At 38.9% G+C, this 15,774-nt stretch carries 13 protein-coding genes and 1 other annotated feature; of the genes, 4 read left to right on the top strand and 9 right to left on the bottom strand.

Annotation, left to right across the window (positions count from 1 at the left end; all coding sequences use genetic code 11):
* The first annotated feature begins 71 nt into the window (after nt 1-71).
* Nucleotides 72-344: a 30S ribosomal protein S20 gene (gene rpsT / locus ACFSTH_RS05280; protein WP_377772013.1), complete on the top strand. Its 273-nt coding sequence runs from the start codon at nt 72-74 to the stop codon at nt 342-344.
* A gap of 74 nt (nt 345-418) precedes the next feature.
* Here the strand turns inward: rpsT and holA are convergent, their stop codons facing one another.
* From holA to ACFSTH_RS05315, 7 genes are all read right to left on the bottom strand, one after another.
* Nucleotides 419-1,441 (bottom strand): DNA polymerase III subunit delta, encoded by a 1,023-nt coding sequence (gene holA, locus ACFSTH_RS05285; RefSeq protein WP_377772015.1) that lies wholly within the window; start codon nt 1,439-1,441, stop codon nt 419-421.
* A gap of 176 nt (nt 1,442-1,617) precedes the next feature.
* Nucleotides 1,618-2,892: an anti-sigma factor family protein gene (locus tag ACFSTH_RS05290; protein ID WP_377772017.1), complete on the bottom strand. Its 1,275-nt coding sequence runs from the start codon at nt 2,890-2,892 to the stop codon at nt 1,618-1,620.
* Nucleotides 2,889-3,437, bottom strand: coding sequence for an RNA polymerase sigma factor (locus ACFSTH_RS05295; RefSeq protein ID WP_377772019.1), 549 nt, complete (start codon nt 3,435-3,437; stop codon nt 2,889-2,891). Before ACFSTH_RS05295 ends, ACFSTH_RS05290 begins: the two co-directional genes overlap by 4 nt.
* Before the next feature lie 591 nt (nt 3,438-4,028).
* Nucleotides 4,029-6,629 (bottom strand): DNA internalization-related competence protein ComEC/Rec2, encoded by a 2,601-nt coding sequence (locus tag ACFSTH_RS05300; RefSeq protein ID WP_377772021.1) that lies wholly within the window; start codon nt 6,627-6,629, stop codon nt 4,029-4,031.
* A gap of 111 nt (nt 6,630-6,740) precedes the next feature.
* Entirely contained in the window at nt 6,741-7,271 is a 531-nt protein-coding gene (locus tag ACFSTH_RS05305) for a deoxycytidylate deaminase (protein ID WP_377772023.1), read from the bottom strand.
* Between the two features lie 25 nt (nt 7,272-7,296).
* Entirely contained in the window at nt 7,297-8,589 is a 1,293-nt protein-coding gene (locus ACFSTH_RS05310) for a homocysteine synthase (RefSeq protein ID WP_377772025.1), read from the bottom strand.
* Nucleotides 8,590-8,704: 115 nt separating this feature from the next.
* Nucleotides 8,705-9,286, bottom strand: a complete 582-nt coding sequence (locus ACFSTH_RS05315; RefSeq protein WP_377772027.1) for a ComEA family DNA-binding protein — start codon at nt 9,284-9,286, stop codon at nt 8,705-8,707.
* A gap of 120 nt (nt 9,287-9,406) precedes the next feature.
* Here ACFSTH_RS05315 and comER point away from each other — a divergent pair, with 120 nt between their 5' ends.
* Complete coding sequence (comER, locus tag ACFSTH_RS05320) at nt 9,407-10,246, top strand: late competence protein ComER (RefSeq protein WP_377772029.1); 840 nt, start codon at nt 9,407-9,409, stop codon at nt 10,244-10,246.
* Nucleotides 10,247-10,309: 63 nt separating this feature from the next.
* Here the strand turns inward: comER and leuS are convergent, their stop codons facing one another.
* Both leuS and ACFSTH_RS05330 read right to left on the bottom strand, forming a co-directional pair.
* Nucleotides 10,310-12,757, bottom strand: coding sequence for a leucine--tRNA ligase (leuS, locus tag ACFSTH_RS05325; protein ID WP_377772031.1), 2,448 nt, complete (start codon nt 12,755-12,757; stop codon nt 10,310-10,312).
* An 84-nt stretch (nt 12,758-12,841) separates the two neighbouring features.
* Nucleotides 12,842-13,101: a binding site (T-box leader), on the bottom strand.
* A 92-nt stretch (nt 13,102-13,193) separates the two neighbouring features.
* The gene (locus tag ACFSTH_RS05330) at nt 13,194-13,514 is read right to left on the bottom strand and encodes a hypothetical protein (protein ID WP_377772033.1); all 321 of its coding nucleotides are present in this window, start codon (nt 13,512-13,514) and stop codon (nt 13,194-13,196) included.
* Between the two features lie 99 nt (nt 13,515-13,613).
* Between ACFSTH_RS05330 and ACFSTH_RS05335 the strand changes: the two genes are divergently transcribed.
* Both ACFSTH_RS05335 and ACFSTH_RS05340 read left to right on the top strand, forming a co-directional pair.
* Nucleotides 13,614-15,035, top strand: coding sequence for a DEAD/DEAH box helicase (locus ACFSTH_RS05335; protein WP_377772035.1), 1,422 nt, complete (start codon nt 13,614-13,616; stop codon nt 15,033-15,035).
* A 145-nt stretch (nt 15,036-15,180) separates the two neighbouring features.
* Nucleotides 15,181-15,276, top strand: coding sequence for a YjcZ family sporulation protein (locus ACFSTH_RS05340; RefSeq protein WP_377772037.1), 96 nt, complete (start codon nt 15,181-15,183; stop codon nt 15,274-15,276).
* Nucleotides 15,277-15,774: the final 498 nt, after the last annotated feature.

Genomic DNA, 15,774 nt, shown 5'->3' on the forward strand with positions numbered 1-15,774 from the left:
AGTATATTTGAAGTTGTGTAGTATTCAGTAGGTCTACGTGCACTTCTTTGAATAGTTTAGGAGGTGATTCCATGCCAAACATTAAATCTGCAATTAAACGTGTTAAAACTAACGATAAGCGTCGTGCTTTGAATGCATCTCAAAAATCTGCACTTCGTACAGCCGTTAAAGCTGCTGATCAAGCAGTCGTTGGCACAGATCTAGAAGTAGCAAAAGCTGCTCTAGTGCTAGCAACGAAAAAACTTGATAAAGCAGTGACAAAAGGCTTGATTCATAAAAATGCGGCTGCCCGCAAAAAATCACGTCTTGCTAAAAAGGTTAACGCATTATCGGCACAAGCTTAATAACATAAAACGGCTATTCCCTACAATAGGGAATAGCCGTTTTGCTATTTCAACTTTAATTTGTAGCTAGCTATTTAGGCAGCCAAAGATAAAATAAACAATTCTAAAGCGAGCGTTTTGTTAGCCGCTCCTATTTTCATATTATAATCAAGATCTGCAAGCTGCGATAGAATAGTCGCTAACTGCTGTTGCTTCAAGCGCTTCCCCTTCTCTGCCGCTAGTTTAATAGCATATGGATGCTGTCCTAATATCGATGCCATCTGCTTCGGCGAGTAGTGCTGTTGCTCTAACTCTTTAATTTGCAACATCATTCGTATTTGGCGCACGATTAATGCAATAATCTTTATCGGTTCCTCTCGTTGCAATAGTAGCTGCTTATAAAGGTGTAACGCTTGCTCTGTACGCAACTCTACAATCGCATCCACGAGCGCAAAGACATGCTCTTCTGCTGTATCTGGAATTAGTTCACGAACGATTGACTCTTCAATCGTCCCCCCTTCCCCAACGCGCAAACAAAGTTTATCGCTCTCTTGTGCTAATTGCTGCATATGATTGCCTGTTTTCACTTGTAGCAATGCTGCTGCCGCTTCCGTAATCGTCCGACCTTGTTTTTGAATTCTTCGAAGTAGCCATTGTTTCATTTGAGCTTGATCTAGCTCGTCAAAGGTTAGTACTGCTTGTCTACTCTTTAATTGTTTTACCACTTTACGTCGCTCATCTAACTTTTCAGCTTGGGCAATAAACACAACGATTGAAGACTCTAAAGGATGTTCAAGATAGCGCAACAAAGCATCCGGTTTGTGATCTAATTTGTTAACATCTTTCCCACCTGCGGTCAATAACAAAGCATCATGAACAATAATTAATTTTTTATGTAAAAAAAATGGCACCGTTTCTGCTTCAAGTATAATTTCATCAATAACAGTTTCGGTAGTATCAAACTTAACAATTCCTAACTCCCGTTCATCCACTGCAAAAATAGTTTCTGACAAATAGGTAACAAATTGCTGGACACGGTATCGATCTTCTCCGACTAGTACATATATCGGCCACACTTTTCCTTCTTTTACATCTTTCATTGCCCGACTAATATCCATTTTCCAAGCTCCTTCACAACGACAAAAGGATGAACAGTTTCTATTCATCCCTCTGTCTCTATATAAACATCCTAACAATAGCCCATGGCACTACCGTCAGGAATGGTCATAGACGTCTAACAACGTCAATGACAATAGATCTACCTTAGTATACGCAAACTATATTGGAATAGTGCTTACTTCTTGTTACTCTCTAATTTTTTTTCAGTACGCTGCGCTACATCTACTTGAAACTTAGTAACAGCACCATTGTCTAGCTTCGTTTCATACGTTAGCCATTTGCTCTCATCATCCCATTGTAGCTGCTGAATCGAGCCTTTTTTTTGTTCCGATTGAAAAATAACCTCTTGTGAGTCTGCATCTTCAATTACAATCGTATGATCCAAAAGGACCGCAACAAATTGATTGTTAGGCGATGTAGTCGATACTATACTCGTCATCGTCCTCCACTCTTGATGTTTCATAGACGATTCTGCTTCTGTAGATTGCCGAAGTTGCTCCTCCACTCCATTAGAAACAACCGCTTCATCTGCTTTTCGAGGAGGAGCGACAATCGGATCGCGTTCATCCTGGACTGGTTTATCAAATGTATGTTTTTCTGGAATCGCTTCATCTGTAGGAGGTGTAGCATCCATCTTTGTACTACTACCACCATTCTGATCTACAGCTTGATGTTTAGGCAGACTGTTTGGAATAGTCGGTTGTTTACTATCCAAACCACTTTCTGCTCTGGACGCTGGTGCTGTAGATGGTTCTGGTTCTGGTTCTGGTTTTGACCGTTCTTCACTATTCTGCTTTTTCCCTTGTACATCTTCTTTCGCACCATTACTATCGAACGACTGCGTCATCACTCTTGATTGCATATCAGTTATCGAATTTTCGTCAGACATAATCGAATCCATTGCACTAGAAGTACTTTCCCCTTGCCCTGCTTCCATTTGTGTATTAGCTGCTGTTAACGGCACTACATTTTCGTGTAAACCACGATTATTTCCTGTAGTATAAGCAACTATAAAAATAATACAAACAACAGCCGCTGCTGCTACACCGCTATATGGACGCCAATGACGCCAAAAGTTATTGTTACGCTTGGGTACTAGTAGTGTATTCACCTGTTCATCAGTTTCTCCACTAGACTGATCAACCGATGATGATTCCGATTCACTTACATCTTGCATCGCAACTATTTTGTTTGCTTGCGTATGAGTATTTCCTAAATTCCGTTCTATATCAATACGTTCAAGCTCAGGCATAATTGCATCCACAAGGCTAAATCGCGGTGTGACTTTGGGTAGATTGTTTAACTGTTCAGAAATTCGATTCAATGCTTCTAACCTGTCTACGCAGTCCGGACATATATGCAAATGGTTATCGCAAATTTCCAATTCCGCTTCACTGAGCTGATTATCTACTCGTCGTTGAAGCAAATCGGCAATCTCGTTACAATTCATCCCCGGACACCACCTCTCTCATATTCATGAAGTAAGCCTTGCAATTGCTGCCGGGCTCTAAACAAATAAGATTTTACCGTATTCAGCGGCAAATCAAGCGAGTCCGCAATTTCCTTGTACGAAAAGTCTTGTAAGTAACGAAGCACTACAACCGAACGATGATGTTCTGGTAATTGATCAATAGCTGCTTTAATATCACGATTAGTATATGCTGCAAGTACTTCCTCTTCAACATTTTGCTTTTCATGAAATACTAGCTCATGCTCATCGATAGATACCGTCGGTTTCTTTCTCCGAAACTTGTCTATACATATATTCGTAACAATTCGTTGCACCCATGTTTTAAATTGCGCTTTCTCCTCATACGTGTCAATCTTGGTGTAGATTCGAATAAGCGCTTCTTGTGCAGCATCTAGTGCATCCTGTTCATTATGCAATATATAATAAGCTGTCCGATAAACATGAGTTTCGACCTCGCGCAACAGAGTTATTAAAGCATCTCTATCTCCTGATTGGGCTGCTTTAATAAGATCCAACTCCACCACCTGGGATCCTCCCCTCTTGCACCTACTTAGACGATGCTTTCATCTAAAAGGTTGCATCTATTTAAAAATTAACTATAGTTTTTTTAGCTCTACCTCAAAATCAGTACTTGACGTATAAAGGTGTAGATAGTCCCTCCCTCACGAATCTAATATGTACATGAAGTAAGAAGCGATTTATACGATATTTCACACAAGTTGCCTCTAAATTGATTCCAAACGATGCCTATTGTACGAAAAATCGTACAAAAAGCAAGGTGCGGCATCCAAAAAGCGAAATTTTGTACGATTTATCATATAAACTCAGTAATCACTGCCTGGAAAAGACCATTCTCTATATGAAAAATCGTACAAAACGGTTTCCACGCCGCACTATCCAATCAATATCATCACAGATCAAGCACTAATTTTGGTTTTGAACCGTTTTTTTAGCATATTATAATAATTTCTATTTCTATTCTAGCGGGGAAAGTTTAATATTATCTTAATTTTTCTAAATTAAATTAAAAAACAATATAAAATAAACAGAAAACCTATCCCAAAGTGAGCGTTTAGGACAGATATTTAAGAAGTGTTTAATCAAGAATAGCAAAATTAGTTCGTTTCGTATATAGATGACCGCTTCGTATATACATACATCATCTGTTTTTTTATTCGAAAAACAACTTCACCGTTCACTGACGTTTGGTATACGTCCACCCCATAAATATCCAATCTATCCAAAACATCAGAATGGGGATGCCCGTAACTATTTCGTTCTCCTACAGAAATAACAGCCGCGCGTGGTTGCCAGTAAGCTAACCATTCATCACCCATTGAATGCTTACTGCCATGATGAGCTACTTTCATCACATCAATTTGACCACTGTAATCTAGCATTAGCTTATGTAATAGTTGTATTATTCGTTGTTCAGTCGTCTGACCAATATCTCCAGTTAACAAAATACGTTTCCCTTCAATATCGAGCAATAGAACGACACTCCATTCGTTTTGATCTTCCACATACTCGACTGTATTTCGCCGTACCGCCGACTCATCTGGCCATAAAAATTGCATCTGAATATTATTTGCCACTTGATAGTTTTCACCTGCAACAGCTGAATATAACGGTATTTTTTTCGCTATTATCATTTCCATTAGTTGAATCGTGTCAGAAGATTTTTTTAACGTTTGATTCCACCAAACTTCTTTTACTGGAATATGTTCCAATACAGCGAGCAACCCACCTATATGATCGGTATCCAAATGGGATATAATAAGCATATCAATTTGTTTAATTCCGCGTTTTTTCAATAATGGAACGACTACTTGTTTCCCAACTTCAAACGGGCGTTTTCGCGCTTTCCACTGCTCTTTCGAAGTGCCAAAGGATAAAGTTCCTCCTCCATCAATAAGTATTACTTTCCCATTTGAACTTCTAATTAATGTAGCATCACCTTGACCGACAGCGAGAAAACTAATTTCAGTCACACCATATAATAAAGGATAATTATAACTATATACTAATAAAATTAACAAGCTCATACTTAACATAAAGGGTCTTCTTACATAGTTTAACATACGATAGAAGGAAAACATATAAAACCTATGATGCTCATCGAGCGTATAATAAGCTTCATTTTTTGTACGTAGCTGAATAAATAATAGAAAACTAACTACTAACCACGTACCTACCCACCAAACTGGCGGCGTACCCCAAATCGTCAAAAAAGAAGTCTGCTTAGCAAACCATTCGATGCCGTTCAGCACATATTGATTCAATCCTGTAATCATTTTAGCCAACCAACTAGCGATAGAGATAGAAAAAAGAGAGACAATTAAACTGATCATTGCCAATGGTAAAATAATAGAACTAATCATTGGTACGAATAGCACATTCGCCAGCAAAGATAATAAATGAAATTGGTTAAAATAATAAATCGTCAAAGGAAAAGAAATAAGCTGCGCAACTAGTGATACTGTAAATATATCAAATATGAACCGCTGCATTTTTTTCTGAGGAAAGTAATTACGCAATGCTGGAACTCCGATAATTAATCCACTCGTAACGATAAACGATAGCTGAAAACTAACATCGTACAAATAAGCAGGTTTGTATAATAACATGATCAGTGCGGTTGCCGCAATAATATGTATTGTATTTTTTTGTTTTCCAGCTTGTATGGCAAACAGCGCCAATAGTGCCATCATCCCAGCTCTTATAACCGAAGGAGACGCACCAGACAGCACAACATATAATGGAATTAAACTAAGTAACGTACCATTTATTCTTTCTCTCGTAAAACGAAAAAACTTCAAAATAATGGTAACCATATACATAAACACTGCTACATGTAGACCCGAAATAGCTAATATATGAGTAATTCCCACTTGAGAAAACTGTTGAAATTGACGTTCATCGAAATCTTCCCGAATGCCTAAAAGTAATCCTTTCATAAATCCAATGTTACTACCACTATATATTTTATCTAGATGATCTGCCAAATAAAGCCTTAATCGATCGATAGCATTCGTCATATATTGTGCCATTGTTTTCTGCTGTTTTAACCAAATAACGTCCGTCATGCTCGCCACTTTAAACAACCAAAATATGTTCTTTTCTTGTAAAAACTGTTGATAATCAAAGCCGTCTCTATTGTCAGCACGTTTGGGAATATGTAGTGTTCCTGTTAATTGCAATGCCGTTCCTCGCAGCATCTGTCTATGTAAAAGCTGTTCTTTTTGTTCATGAAGTGACAGATGTACCAATACTTTTTCTTTTACAAATAATTGTTTTTCCCTTTGCTCATCGTTATGTAATTGCACCTCTTCGGAAAGCATATGTAAACTAATTCGATCTCCATCTACTACTGCAGCAGACACAACAATCCCTTTGATCGTAACAGGAATCGAGTCATAATGCTCGATTTGCTGCCCTTGTTGCCCATCCCACTGCAACGATTGCAAAATTTTGGAATAGTGTTGACTTTGGAGCACCATATTGTATCCAACACTAATACCCAAAACAGCGACCATTACAATTGCAAAAAAACGGGTACACATTTGGGTATAGGTCAACAACGCTAACATTAGACACCATACCCCTATCAACAACAACAAACCTAATCGATTACTACTATAATCCACAAGCAATTTTCCTACTATAAAAGCTACAGTAATCCAAACTATCGGTCGTTTCGTTGGAGCAGTCATCATTCCCTCCCCCATCCAATTTATTCAAACAAACTTTTGCATTACAAAAAGCACCTTCTATTCACTAAGTAGTGAATAGAAGGTGCTTCCTTCATAAAATGTTCAACGATATTGTTATGAATTTACATCGGTCACTGCTTGCTCAGGTGGTTCATAATTAGTTAACTGACGAATTGTAATCTGTTGTTGCTCCATTAACGAAAAAACCTTTTCGCTATCCTTGGAATAACTACGATGAAAAACGATTTCTACGATGCCGCTATTGGCGAGCATATTAGCACACGTCCAACAAGGTTGATCCGTCACATAAACCGTCGCCCCTTCACGATCAGCTCGATCTGTAAATAGTAACAAGTTCTGTTCAGCATGAATAGTACGAATACAGCGTTGCTTTTTTACTACCGTTTCTTGACTGCCAACAAGTTGAATTTCGAACTCTTCTGTAATCATACAACCAGCTTCTAAACAATCCTTTGCTCCCATGGGCGCACCATTGTATGCTGTGCCAAGTAGCTTCTTCCCTTGCACTAATACAGAACCTACATGTCTACGTGGACAGCGAGACCTTGTAGCGACCATATATGCAATATCCATAAAATAGGTGTCCCAATCTTTACGTTGTTGCTCTATATTATGGGTTGACATAAACTAACTCCTAACAAATAAAACATTATTGTTGACTTGCAGCAATTGCTTGCTCTATATCCGCAATAATATCTTCGATTCCTTCTGTTCCAATAGACAAACGAATTAATCCTGGATCAGCACCGGAAGCAACCAATTGCTCTTCCGTCAATTGTTGGTGTGTCGTACTTGCTGGGTGAATAATAAGAGACTTCGAGTCACCAACATTCGCCAAGTGTGAAAATAGTTGTACTGCATTAATCAGTTTTTTACCTGCTTCAATACCGCCTTTAATGCCAAATGTTAAAATAGCACCTTGACCTTTCGGCAAGTATTTTTGAGCAAGCTCATAGGAAGAGTGGGATTTAAGTCCACAATAACTTACCCATTCTACAGCATCATGCTTTTCCAAGTATTCTGCTACTGCTAGTGCATTTTGGCTGTGGCGTTCCATACGCAAATGCAATGTTTCTACTCCTTGTAGTAGCAAGAACGAGTTAAATGGAGACAATGCAGCTCCCATATCACGCAACAACTGAACGCGAGCTTTAATAATATAAGCGATTGGTCCAACTGCATCCGTGTATACTACTCCGTTGTAACTTGGATCTGGTTCCGTTAATCCTGGAAATCTACCGCTAGCTTTCCAATCAAACTTTCCGCCATCGACGATAATTCCACCAATGGATGTTCCATGACCACCGATAAACTTTGTTGCTGAGTGAACTACAATATCAGCTCCATGTTCAATTGGACGGCATAAAAATGGGCTAGGGAACGTATTATCTACAATTAACGGCAAACCATACTCATGAGCAATTGTTGCAATTGCTGCAATATCAAGTACGTCACCTCTCGGATTACCGATAGATTCGATAAAAATGGCCTTTGTTTTTTCGTTAATTGCAGCACGGAAATTTTCCGGATTTACAGCATCAACGAACTTAACATCTATACCAATTTTCGGCAATGTAATTGCGAACAAATTATATGTACCACCGTACAAACTAGTAGCCGAAACAATTTCATCCCCAGCGCCAGCAATATTCAAAATAGAATAAGTAATCGCAGCTTGTCCAGATGCAACAGAAAGTGCTCCAGCACCGCCTTCAAGCGCTGCAATTCTTTTTTCTAATACATCACTCGTTGGATTCATAATACGTGTGTAAATATTTCCAAACTCTTGTAATGAAAATAAATTTGCAGCATGGTCTGTATCTTTGAAACCATACGATGTCGTTTGATAAATAGGTACCGCACGCGACAATGTTACTGGATCAATCTCTTGACCTGCATGTACAGCTAAAGTTTCCAATGACATTTGTTTTTCTTCAGACATTATTGATACTCCTCCTTAAATTAAACAACAACTACTATACTGGAGCTTACCTTCACTTACATGCCAGCACTGGCATAGGTTTCCGATTTGCTCTCCCCATATTGTCTCATATTCGTTAACAAGCTACAATGCTTTCTTTGATCCGTTCATATATTTTTTTACCGATACCTTTCACTTGCATCAATTGCTCTATAGTTGTAAATAAACCAATAGTGGTGCGATATTCTATGATTGCAGTTGCTTTGGCAGGACCTATTCCTGTTAACTGCTGCAGCTCATTATTACTAGCATGATTAATATCAATTTTATTGGCAGATTTGCAGACGAGAGTATCGTCAGCTTCCACTTGATCCGAAGCAGCAACAGCAGCTACACCTGGGATATTTCCTATATCATCTACATCATCTACAACATCTACAACACTTGGAAGAGATGTCGGTATAATCGTTGGCTTATTTTCCACTTGTTCGCTATTGAGTAATGTAGGTTGATTCGTTTGTACCACTTCTTCAGCATTGGCAGCTGTAGATAGTTGCTTTTCTACCAGCTCATTCAAAGCAGTAAATGTAGGTTTATTATTCCATGAGTTAACATATATTGCAAATACAAACATTATCAACGATATGACCAATAAAATAATGGGAAATAACCTTTTTTGTAGCCATACAGCTTGTTCTTTTTTCCTACTTTCTCTCATCTTTCTTCCCCTTCCAAAATATAAATAAAAGAACTTTACGACAAATGTACATATTGTACGAGCCGAGCTGAATAAGATATTAGAGCACAGTTCGATCATGTAGTATTGGAGGTTACACTCATGAAAGTTGGCTTTATTGGAGTTGGAACAATGGGCACATTACTAGTTGAATCATTTATTAAGTCTGGAGCGCTCGAAGCAGATAACATCATGCTATATAATCGTTCCGTTGCCAAATCGAAAGAAGTAGCAGCACAATTCCCTAGCATTACATTAGCTACATCTACTGTAGACATTATGAAGCATTGCGATATTATCTTTTTATGTATTCGTCCCTTACAATTTGTTGATGTACTAAAAGAAATCAAATCTGTTGCTCATCCACAACAAGTAATCGTTTCGATTACTAGTCCTGTCCAGATTAGTCATCTAGAAGAGGAATTAAGTTGTAAAATAGCAAAAGTAATACCTAGTGTAACCAATGCCGTCTTTAGCGGGGCATCGCTTTGTATGTATAGTGAACGTATGAATAAAGAAGATAAAAGAGTAATTGAACACCTATTTAGCTATATTAGTGAACCTGTTCAAATTGCAGAAGATTTCACAAGAATTGTATCGGATATATCTAGTTGCGGTCCCGCTTTCTTCGCTTTTTTACTTGAGCGTTTTATCGATGCTGCAGTGTCCGAAACAGGGATAGATCGTGCCGACGCAGAACGAATTGCCAGTCATATGTTACTCGGCACAGGGCAGCTCTTAACTAAAGGTGGCTTCTCTCCGAAACAAGTACAACAAAAAGTATCCGTTCCAGGTGGCATAACTGCCGAAGCATTACGTTTACTAGAAGAAAATACCGAATATTTGTTTGAAGCTGTCGTACGTCGCACACATGAGAAATATAATGATGATTTGTTCAAACTAAACACAGCATTTTACGGAAAAGAGGTGAACGGTCCTTAGCTGTTCTTCAGCTAAAGTCCGCTCACCTCTTCATGTACTGCTTGCCAAGGAAGGTCAGCTTATTTAATTTGCAACAATATTAACTAACTTTCCAGGAATAGCTATAACTTTGCGAATCGTTTTATTGGCTAGTGCAGCAGATACTTTCGGTAATTGTTGCGCTAATTGTTCTAGTTCAGCAGACGTTTGCTCTACTGTTACCGCCATCCGATCTACAATTTTCCCATTAATTTGTATAACAATTTCTACTTGCGTATCCACTGTCCATTTTTCATCAAAAGTAGGCCACGGCTCATACGTAATCGATGTAGCATTACCTAATCTGTTCCATAACTCTTCCGTAATATGTGGAGCAATTGGCGATAATAACTGCAAGAAATTATGCATTGCTTCTAACGGAAGTACGTCAGCTTTATTAGCTTCATTTACAAAAATCATCATTTGACTAATCGCTGTATTAAAGTGGAGTTGTTCATAATCAGTCGTTACTTTTTTAATTGTGCGATGCCATGTTTTCATAAAATCATCACTAGCATCTGCTTGCTTAATTTTGCTGTTAAGTTCACCATTTTCAGAAATAAACAAACGCCATACTCTACTTAGAAAACGATGCGATCCTTCCACACCGTTAGAACTCCAAGGCTTCGTAGCTTCCAATGGACCCATAAACATTTCATACATACGTAACGTATCCGCTCCGAACTCATTAACAATAACGTCCGGATTAATAACATTACCACGCGACTTAGACATTTTTTCATTATTCGTACCAAGTATCATTCCTTGATTTATTAATTTTTGGAATGGTTCCTTTGTACTTACAATTCCCATGTCATAAAGCACTTTGTGCCAGAAACGAGCATATAGCAAATGCAATACAGCATGCTCTGCCCCACCTATATATAAATCTACCGGTAGCCATTCTTTTTCTAATTCAGGCGAACAAATTTGTTCGTCATTTTTTGGATCGATAAAACGTAAATAGTACCAGCAGCTTCCAGCCCATTGCGGCATCGTATTCGTTTCTCGACGAGCTTTCATTCCTGTTACTGGATCTACTGTATTTACCCACTCTGTTACGTTTGCAAGTGGAGACTCACCAGTTCCTGAAGGTTTTATTTCATCAACATCAGGCAATATAAGCGGCAACTGATCCTCAGGAACTGTAGTCATCGTGCCATCTTCCAAGTGTAGTATTGGAATCGGCTCTCCCCAATAACGTTGGCGGCTGAACAACCAGTCACGCAAGCGATAGGTTACTTTAGCCTCACCTTTACCGATTTTCTCCAAATGCTCGATCATGGTAGCAATCGCTTCTTCATTATGCAAGCCGTTCAAAAAGTCAGACTGGACGTGTGCCCCGTCACCAGTATAAGCTTCCTTCGACAAATCGCCACCAGATACTACTTCGACTATAGGCAATTGATATTTAGTAGCAAACTCATAATCGCGCGCATCATGACCAGGTACAGCCATTATTGCCCCTGTTCCATAACCAGCTAGTACATAGTCAGCGATCCAAATTGGAGTTTTATTACCGTTAACAGGATTAATTGCATATGCACCAGTAAATACGCCAGACTTATCTTTGGCTAAATCAGTACGCTCCAAGTCACTTTTACGAGCAGCTGCGTCTTGATAAGCCAACACCGCTTCTTTCTGCCCTTCAGATACAATAACATTTACTAAAGAATGCTCCGGCGCAAGTACACAATAGGTTGCTCCGAACAACGTATCCGGTCTTGTCGTAAATACTTCTATCGTCTCTTCAAAACCATCTACTTCAAATTTCACCTGCGCTCCTGTAGACTTTCCAACCCAGTTGCGCTGCATATCTTTAATACTTTCTGGCCAATCTAATTCTTCCAAATCATCAATCAAACGATCAGCATATGCAGTAATTTTGAGCATCCATTGACGCATAGGTTTACGAACAACAGGATGACTACCTCGCTCACTTAGCCCATCAATAACTTCTTCGTTCGCAAGTACAGTACCTAGAGCTGGACACCAGTTAACTGGCACTTCAGCTATATAAGCAAGCCCGCGGTTGTATAATTGAATAAAAATCCATTGTGTCCATTTATAATAATCAGGATCAGTCGTACTAAATTCTCTATCCCAATCGTAAGAAAATCCTAGTGATTTAATTTGACGACGAAAATTATCAATATTACGGAATGTTATATCACGTGGATGCTGCCCCGTATCAAGCGCATGCTGCTCAGCCGGAAGACCAAATGCATCCCATCCCATCGGATGAAGTACGTTATATCCACGCATCCGTTTAAAACGCGACACGATATCGGTAGCTGTATAACCTTCTGGATGTCCTACATGAAGTCCAGCAGCAGATGGATATGGAAACATATCTAGTGCATAAAACTTCGGTTTATCTTTATCTTCAGCCCCATTTAACGTTTGAAATGTTTTTTGTTCATCCCAATATTGTTGCCATTTCGGCTCAATTTCTAATGGATTATATCCGTAGTTTACTTGTGTTTGATTCATTGATACATACCTCCAATTTTACTAAAAACAACTTTTCACACGCTTATTTTCCACAAATAAAGCCTCTCGTCCCTAGCGTAATTCGCTAGGGACGAGAGGCTCAGGTTTAGCTCCCGCGGTACCACCCTAGTTAGCAAAACACATGCTTTGTTTTTGCTCACTCTATGTCTTTAACGCAGACGACACNGCAGACGACACGGCTTATTAACTACTATACTTCACAATATAGTAACTATTTGAGCAACTCCAAGGTAAGTTCCTTTCCTTACAGGTTCAGCTTACACCTACCGCTGACTCTCTAGTCCTGCAACAACGAAAGTACTACTCCTCTTCCACGTTTTTCTTTATCAATAACTATCATTATTATAGAGACGAAGCGGTTAACTGTCAATCATACTTATCACAATGCTACTTGGTTATAATTTTACTTCTCTCTTCATTCATTGTTCTCATTTTGAATCAGTTTAAACCGTTGTAGCTGCTCTATTTGTCCATAAAGTAATAATATTTCTTTTTGCTGCTCCCCAAACAAGTCATAATGTGGATAACCACTCCTCGTATGAAGCTGCTCTTTAACCAGTTTATTTTCTTTTCCCCAAGCTAATAATATGTCTAAATTACTACATCCCACTTTTGTTACAGTCCGCATTGTTGGAAATCGATCATCTAGCCAATAATGAGTGATAAAGGCAATCTCGCCTTGCGTAACTTTCTTTTTCCAGTCATATAATTCTTGTCGATCAATTCCAAAAGCCATTTTAGCATCAGCTCCTTCTATTTATCTTAAATGTTTGATGCATTACAAGCAAACAACTGCTATACTAAACTCCATATGAATGAAGGAAAGAGGTTCACTATGTCAACAAATCAATTTAACCAACTGGGATTGTCGCCTGCCATATGTACTAGCTTACAACAAGACGGTATTGTACGACCGACTCCAATCCAGCAACAAGCTATCCCACATGCCATGAACAATAAAGATATTATCGCTATGGCGCAAACTGGAACCGGGAAAACATTAGCTTTCGCACTCCCAATTTTACAAAAAATAGATCCTAACAAACAACAAACTCAAGCGCTTATATTAACACCGACCAGAGAGCTAGCGATTCAAATAACAACAGAAATCAAAAAGTACGCACTCCCGTTACAAATTACGATTCTGTCAGCTTATGGCGGTCAAGATGTAGATGCGCAAATCCGAAAGTTAAAACATAACCCTAATATTATCGTTGCTACACCTGGAAGATTGCTTGATCATATGCAACGAGAAACTATAAATCTAGGAAAGCTAGAAACTTTAGTTTTAGACGAAGCCGATCAAATGCTCCATATGGGCTTTTTGACAGATGTAGAAACGATTATCCACCGCACACCGCGATCTCGCCAAACGATGCTATTCTCGGCAACGATGCCAGACAAAATAAAGCAACTTGCTCAACAATATATGCAAACACCTATCGACATTAGAATTAAAGCTGAAAAAGTAACATTGAAGAACATTAAACAAGTCATAGTTGAAACAACCGATCGCAGTAAGCAACGGACGTTAATTCAACTGCTCGAAATGTATACTCCTTACTTAGCAGTTATCTTTTGTCGCACAAAAGTTCGTGCAAAAAAATTAAATGAAGCTTTACAAGAACATGGCTTTGAAGCTGATGAACTACATGGTGATTTGTCTCAAGCGAAACGTGAACAAGTGATGAAAAAATTCCGTGACGCAAAATTGCAATTGTTAGTTGCAACGGACGTAGCTGCTCGCGGTATTGATGTAGAAGGTATTACACATGTTTTCAATTATGACACACCGCCAGATGGTGAGCATTATATTCACCGTATCGGTCGAACAGGTAGAGCTGGCTCAGAAGGAATTGCTATCACTTTAGCTACACCATACGATAAACAAACAATTTTTACTATTGAGCGTAGCATCGGCGAAGCAATTAAAAGGCAGCCTGCACCAGCAGCTAGACATACAGACGAAGAAGAATTGCCTGACAAAAAACAACGATCAATAAAACCAAACCGTAATAAAAAGTCTAACTCTAGAACAAATAAAGCTAATAGTTCCAACCCATGGCAAGAGAAAAAGACGACAGCAGCACCTGCCAAAACAAGAACTAATAAAAGAACGTCAAGTCAGCCATCAAGAACGGCTGGTAAACAAAGAGACGCCAAACAGCAACCGGGCAAACAGCGGGATGCTAGACAGCAACCAAAAAATGTTGCGAGCAGACGTGGCGCCAATCGAAACGCTTTAAGATTTAAATAAAAGATTTCCGCCCAAAAATTGGACAGTCTAGACATTCGTCCAGTCTATTTGCCCCAAAGAGCATAGAATGCTGTATGACGTTTGACGATATCACTTTTTCTCAAATAAAGGGTCAAGCGTAAATAATAGCCTGGGGGGAATTTGAATGTCAGCTTTTCACGGAGGATGTAACCAGCTATCGACAGGCATTGTCTTGGTACTGTTCATATTACTAGTAATCATTACTAAAACTTTTTGGTAATTCAATGATAAGCCTGGCTTAAACGGAACAAGGGGGTGCCCAGAACATCAGTGAAAACTGACTACTGGACACCCCTTTGGTTAATTGATCGTATTACGCAAAAAAACCACCTTATTTATCTAAAATGGAAGTTGGGATAGGGAATAGTAACATAGACGGGATACTTGTTGAACCAACATACCATAAATTATGCAGACGGCATAACGCAACAGAAGAACGCTTTGTACGAAATATCGTATAAACAGGCTTGGATCAACGGCTGGAATATAAACTTTGTCTGAATTATCGTATAAACGAGCTGGGTATCGACGGTTGGAGGCTAAGCTTTGTATGAAATATCGTACAAACGACAGGGAATTGATAGTTGGGGTCGGTCAAGTCCTTTTTTATGTGTAAATTCCCTTTAGATATGATCTGCCGGACTTATGACTTGGGTTCGGCTTTCTTCTTCTCTTTTTTCCACGTCCAATATAGGTCCATATCGATGTATTTCCTCTG

Source organism: Paenibacillus yanchengensis, assembly GCF_042684845.1.
In the GTDB taxonomy this organism is placed as follows: domain Bacteria; phylum Bacillota; class Bacilli; order Paenibacillales; family Paenibacillaceae; genus Pristimantibacillus; species Pristimantibacillus yanchengensis.

Excerpts from the sequence above, each read along its gene's own strand:
- ACFSTH_RS05340 (WP_377772037.1), top strand. The coding sequence starts at position 15,181 with ATGTCAGCTTTTCACGGAGGATGTAACCAGCTATCGACAGGCATTGTC.
- rpsT (WP_377772013.1), top strand. The coding sequence starts at position 72 with ATGCCAAACATTAAATCTGCAATTAAACGTGTTAAAACTAACGATAAG.
- ACFSTH_RS05305 (WP_377772023.1), bottom strand. The coding sequence starts at position 7,271 with ATGTCAACCCATAATATAGAGCAACAACGTAAAGATTGGGACACCTAT.
- ACFSTH_RS05300 (WP_377772021.1), bottom strand. The coding sequence starts at position 6,629 with ATGATGACTGCTCCAACGAAACGACCGATAGTTTGGATTACTGTAGCT.
- leuS (WP_377772031.1), bottom strand. The coding sequence starts at position 12,757 with ATGAATCAAACACAAGTAAACTACGGATATAATCCATTAGAAATTGAG.
- ACFSTH_RS05330 (WP_377772033.1), bottom strand. The coding sequence starts at position 13,514 with ATGGCTTTTGGAATTGATCGACAAGAATTATATGACTGGAAAAAGAAA.
- ACFSTH_RS05335 (WP_377772035.1), top strand. The coding sequence starts at position 13,614 with ATGTCAACAAATCAATTTAACCAACTGGGATTGTCGCCTGCCATATGT.
- ACFSTH_RS05310 (WP_377772025.1), bottom strand. The coding sequence starts at position 8,589 with ATGTCTGAAGAAAAACAAATGTCATTGGAAACTTTAGCTGTACATGCA.
- comER (WP_377772029.1), top strand. The coding sequence starts at position 9,407 with ATGAAAGTTGGCTTTATTGGAGTTGGAACAATGGGCACATTACTAGTT.
- holA (WP_377772015.1), bottom strand. The coding sequence starts at position 1,441 with ATGGATATTAGTCGGGCAATGAAAGATGTAAAAGAAGGAAAAGTGTGG.
- ACFSTH_RS05315 (WP_377772027.1), bottom strand. The coding sequence starts at position 9,286 with ATGAGAGAAAGTAGGAAAAAAGAACAAGCTGTATGGCTACAAAAAAGG.
- ACFSTH_RS05290 (WP_377772017.1), bottom strand. The coding sequence starts at position 2,892 with ATGAATTGTAACGAGATTGCCGATTTGCTTCAACGACGAGTAGATAAT.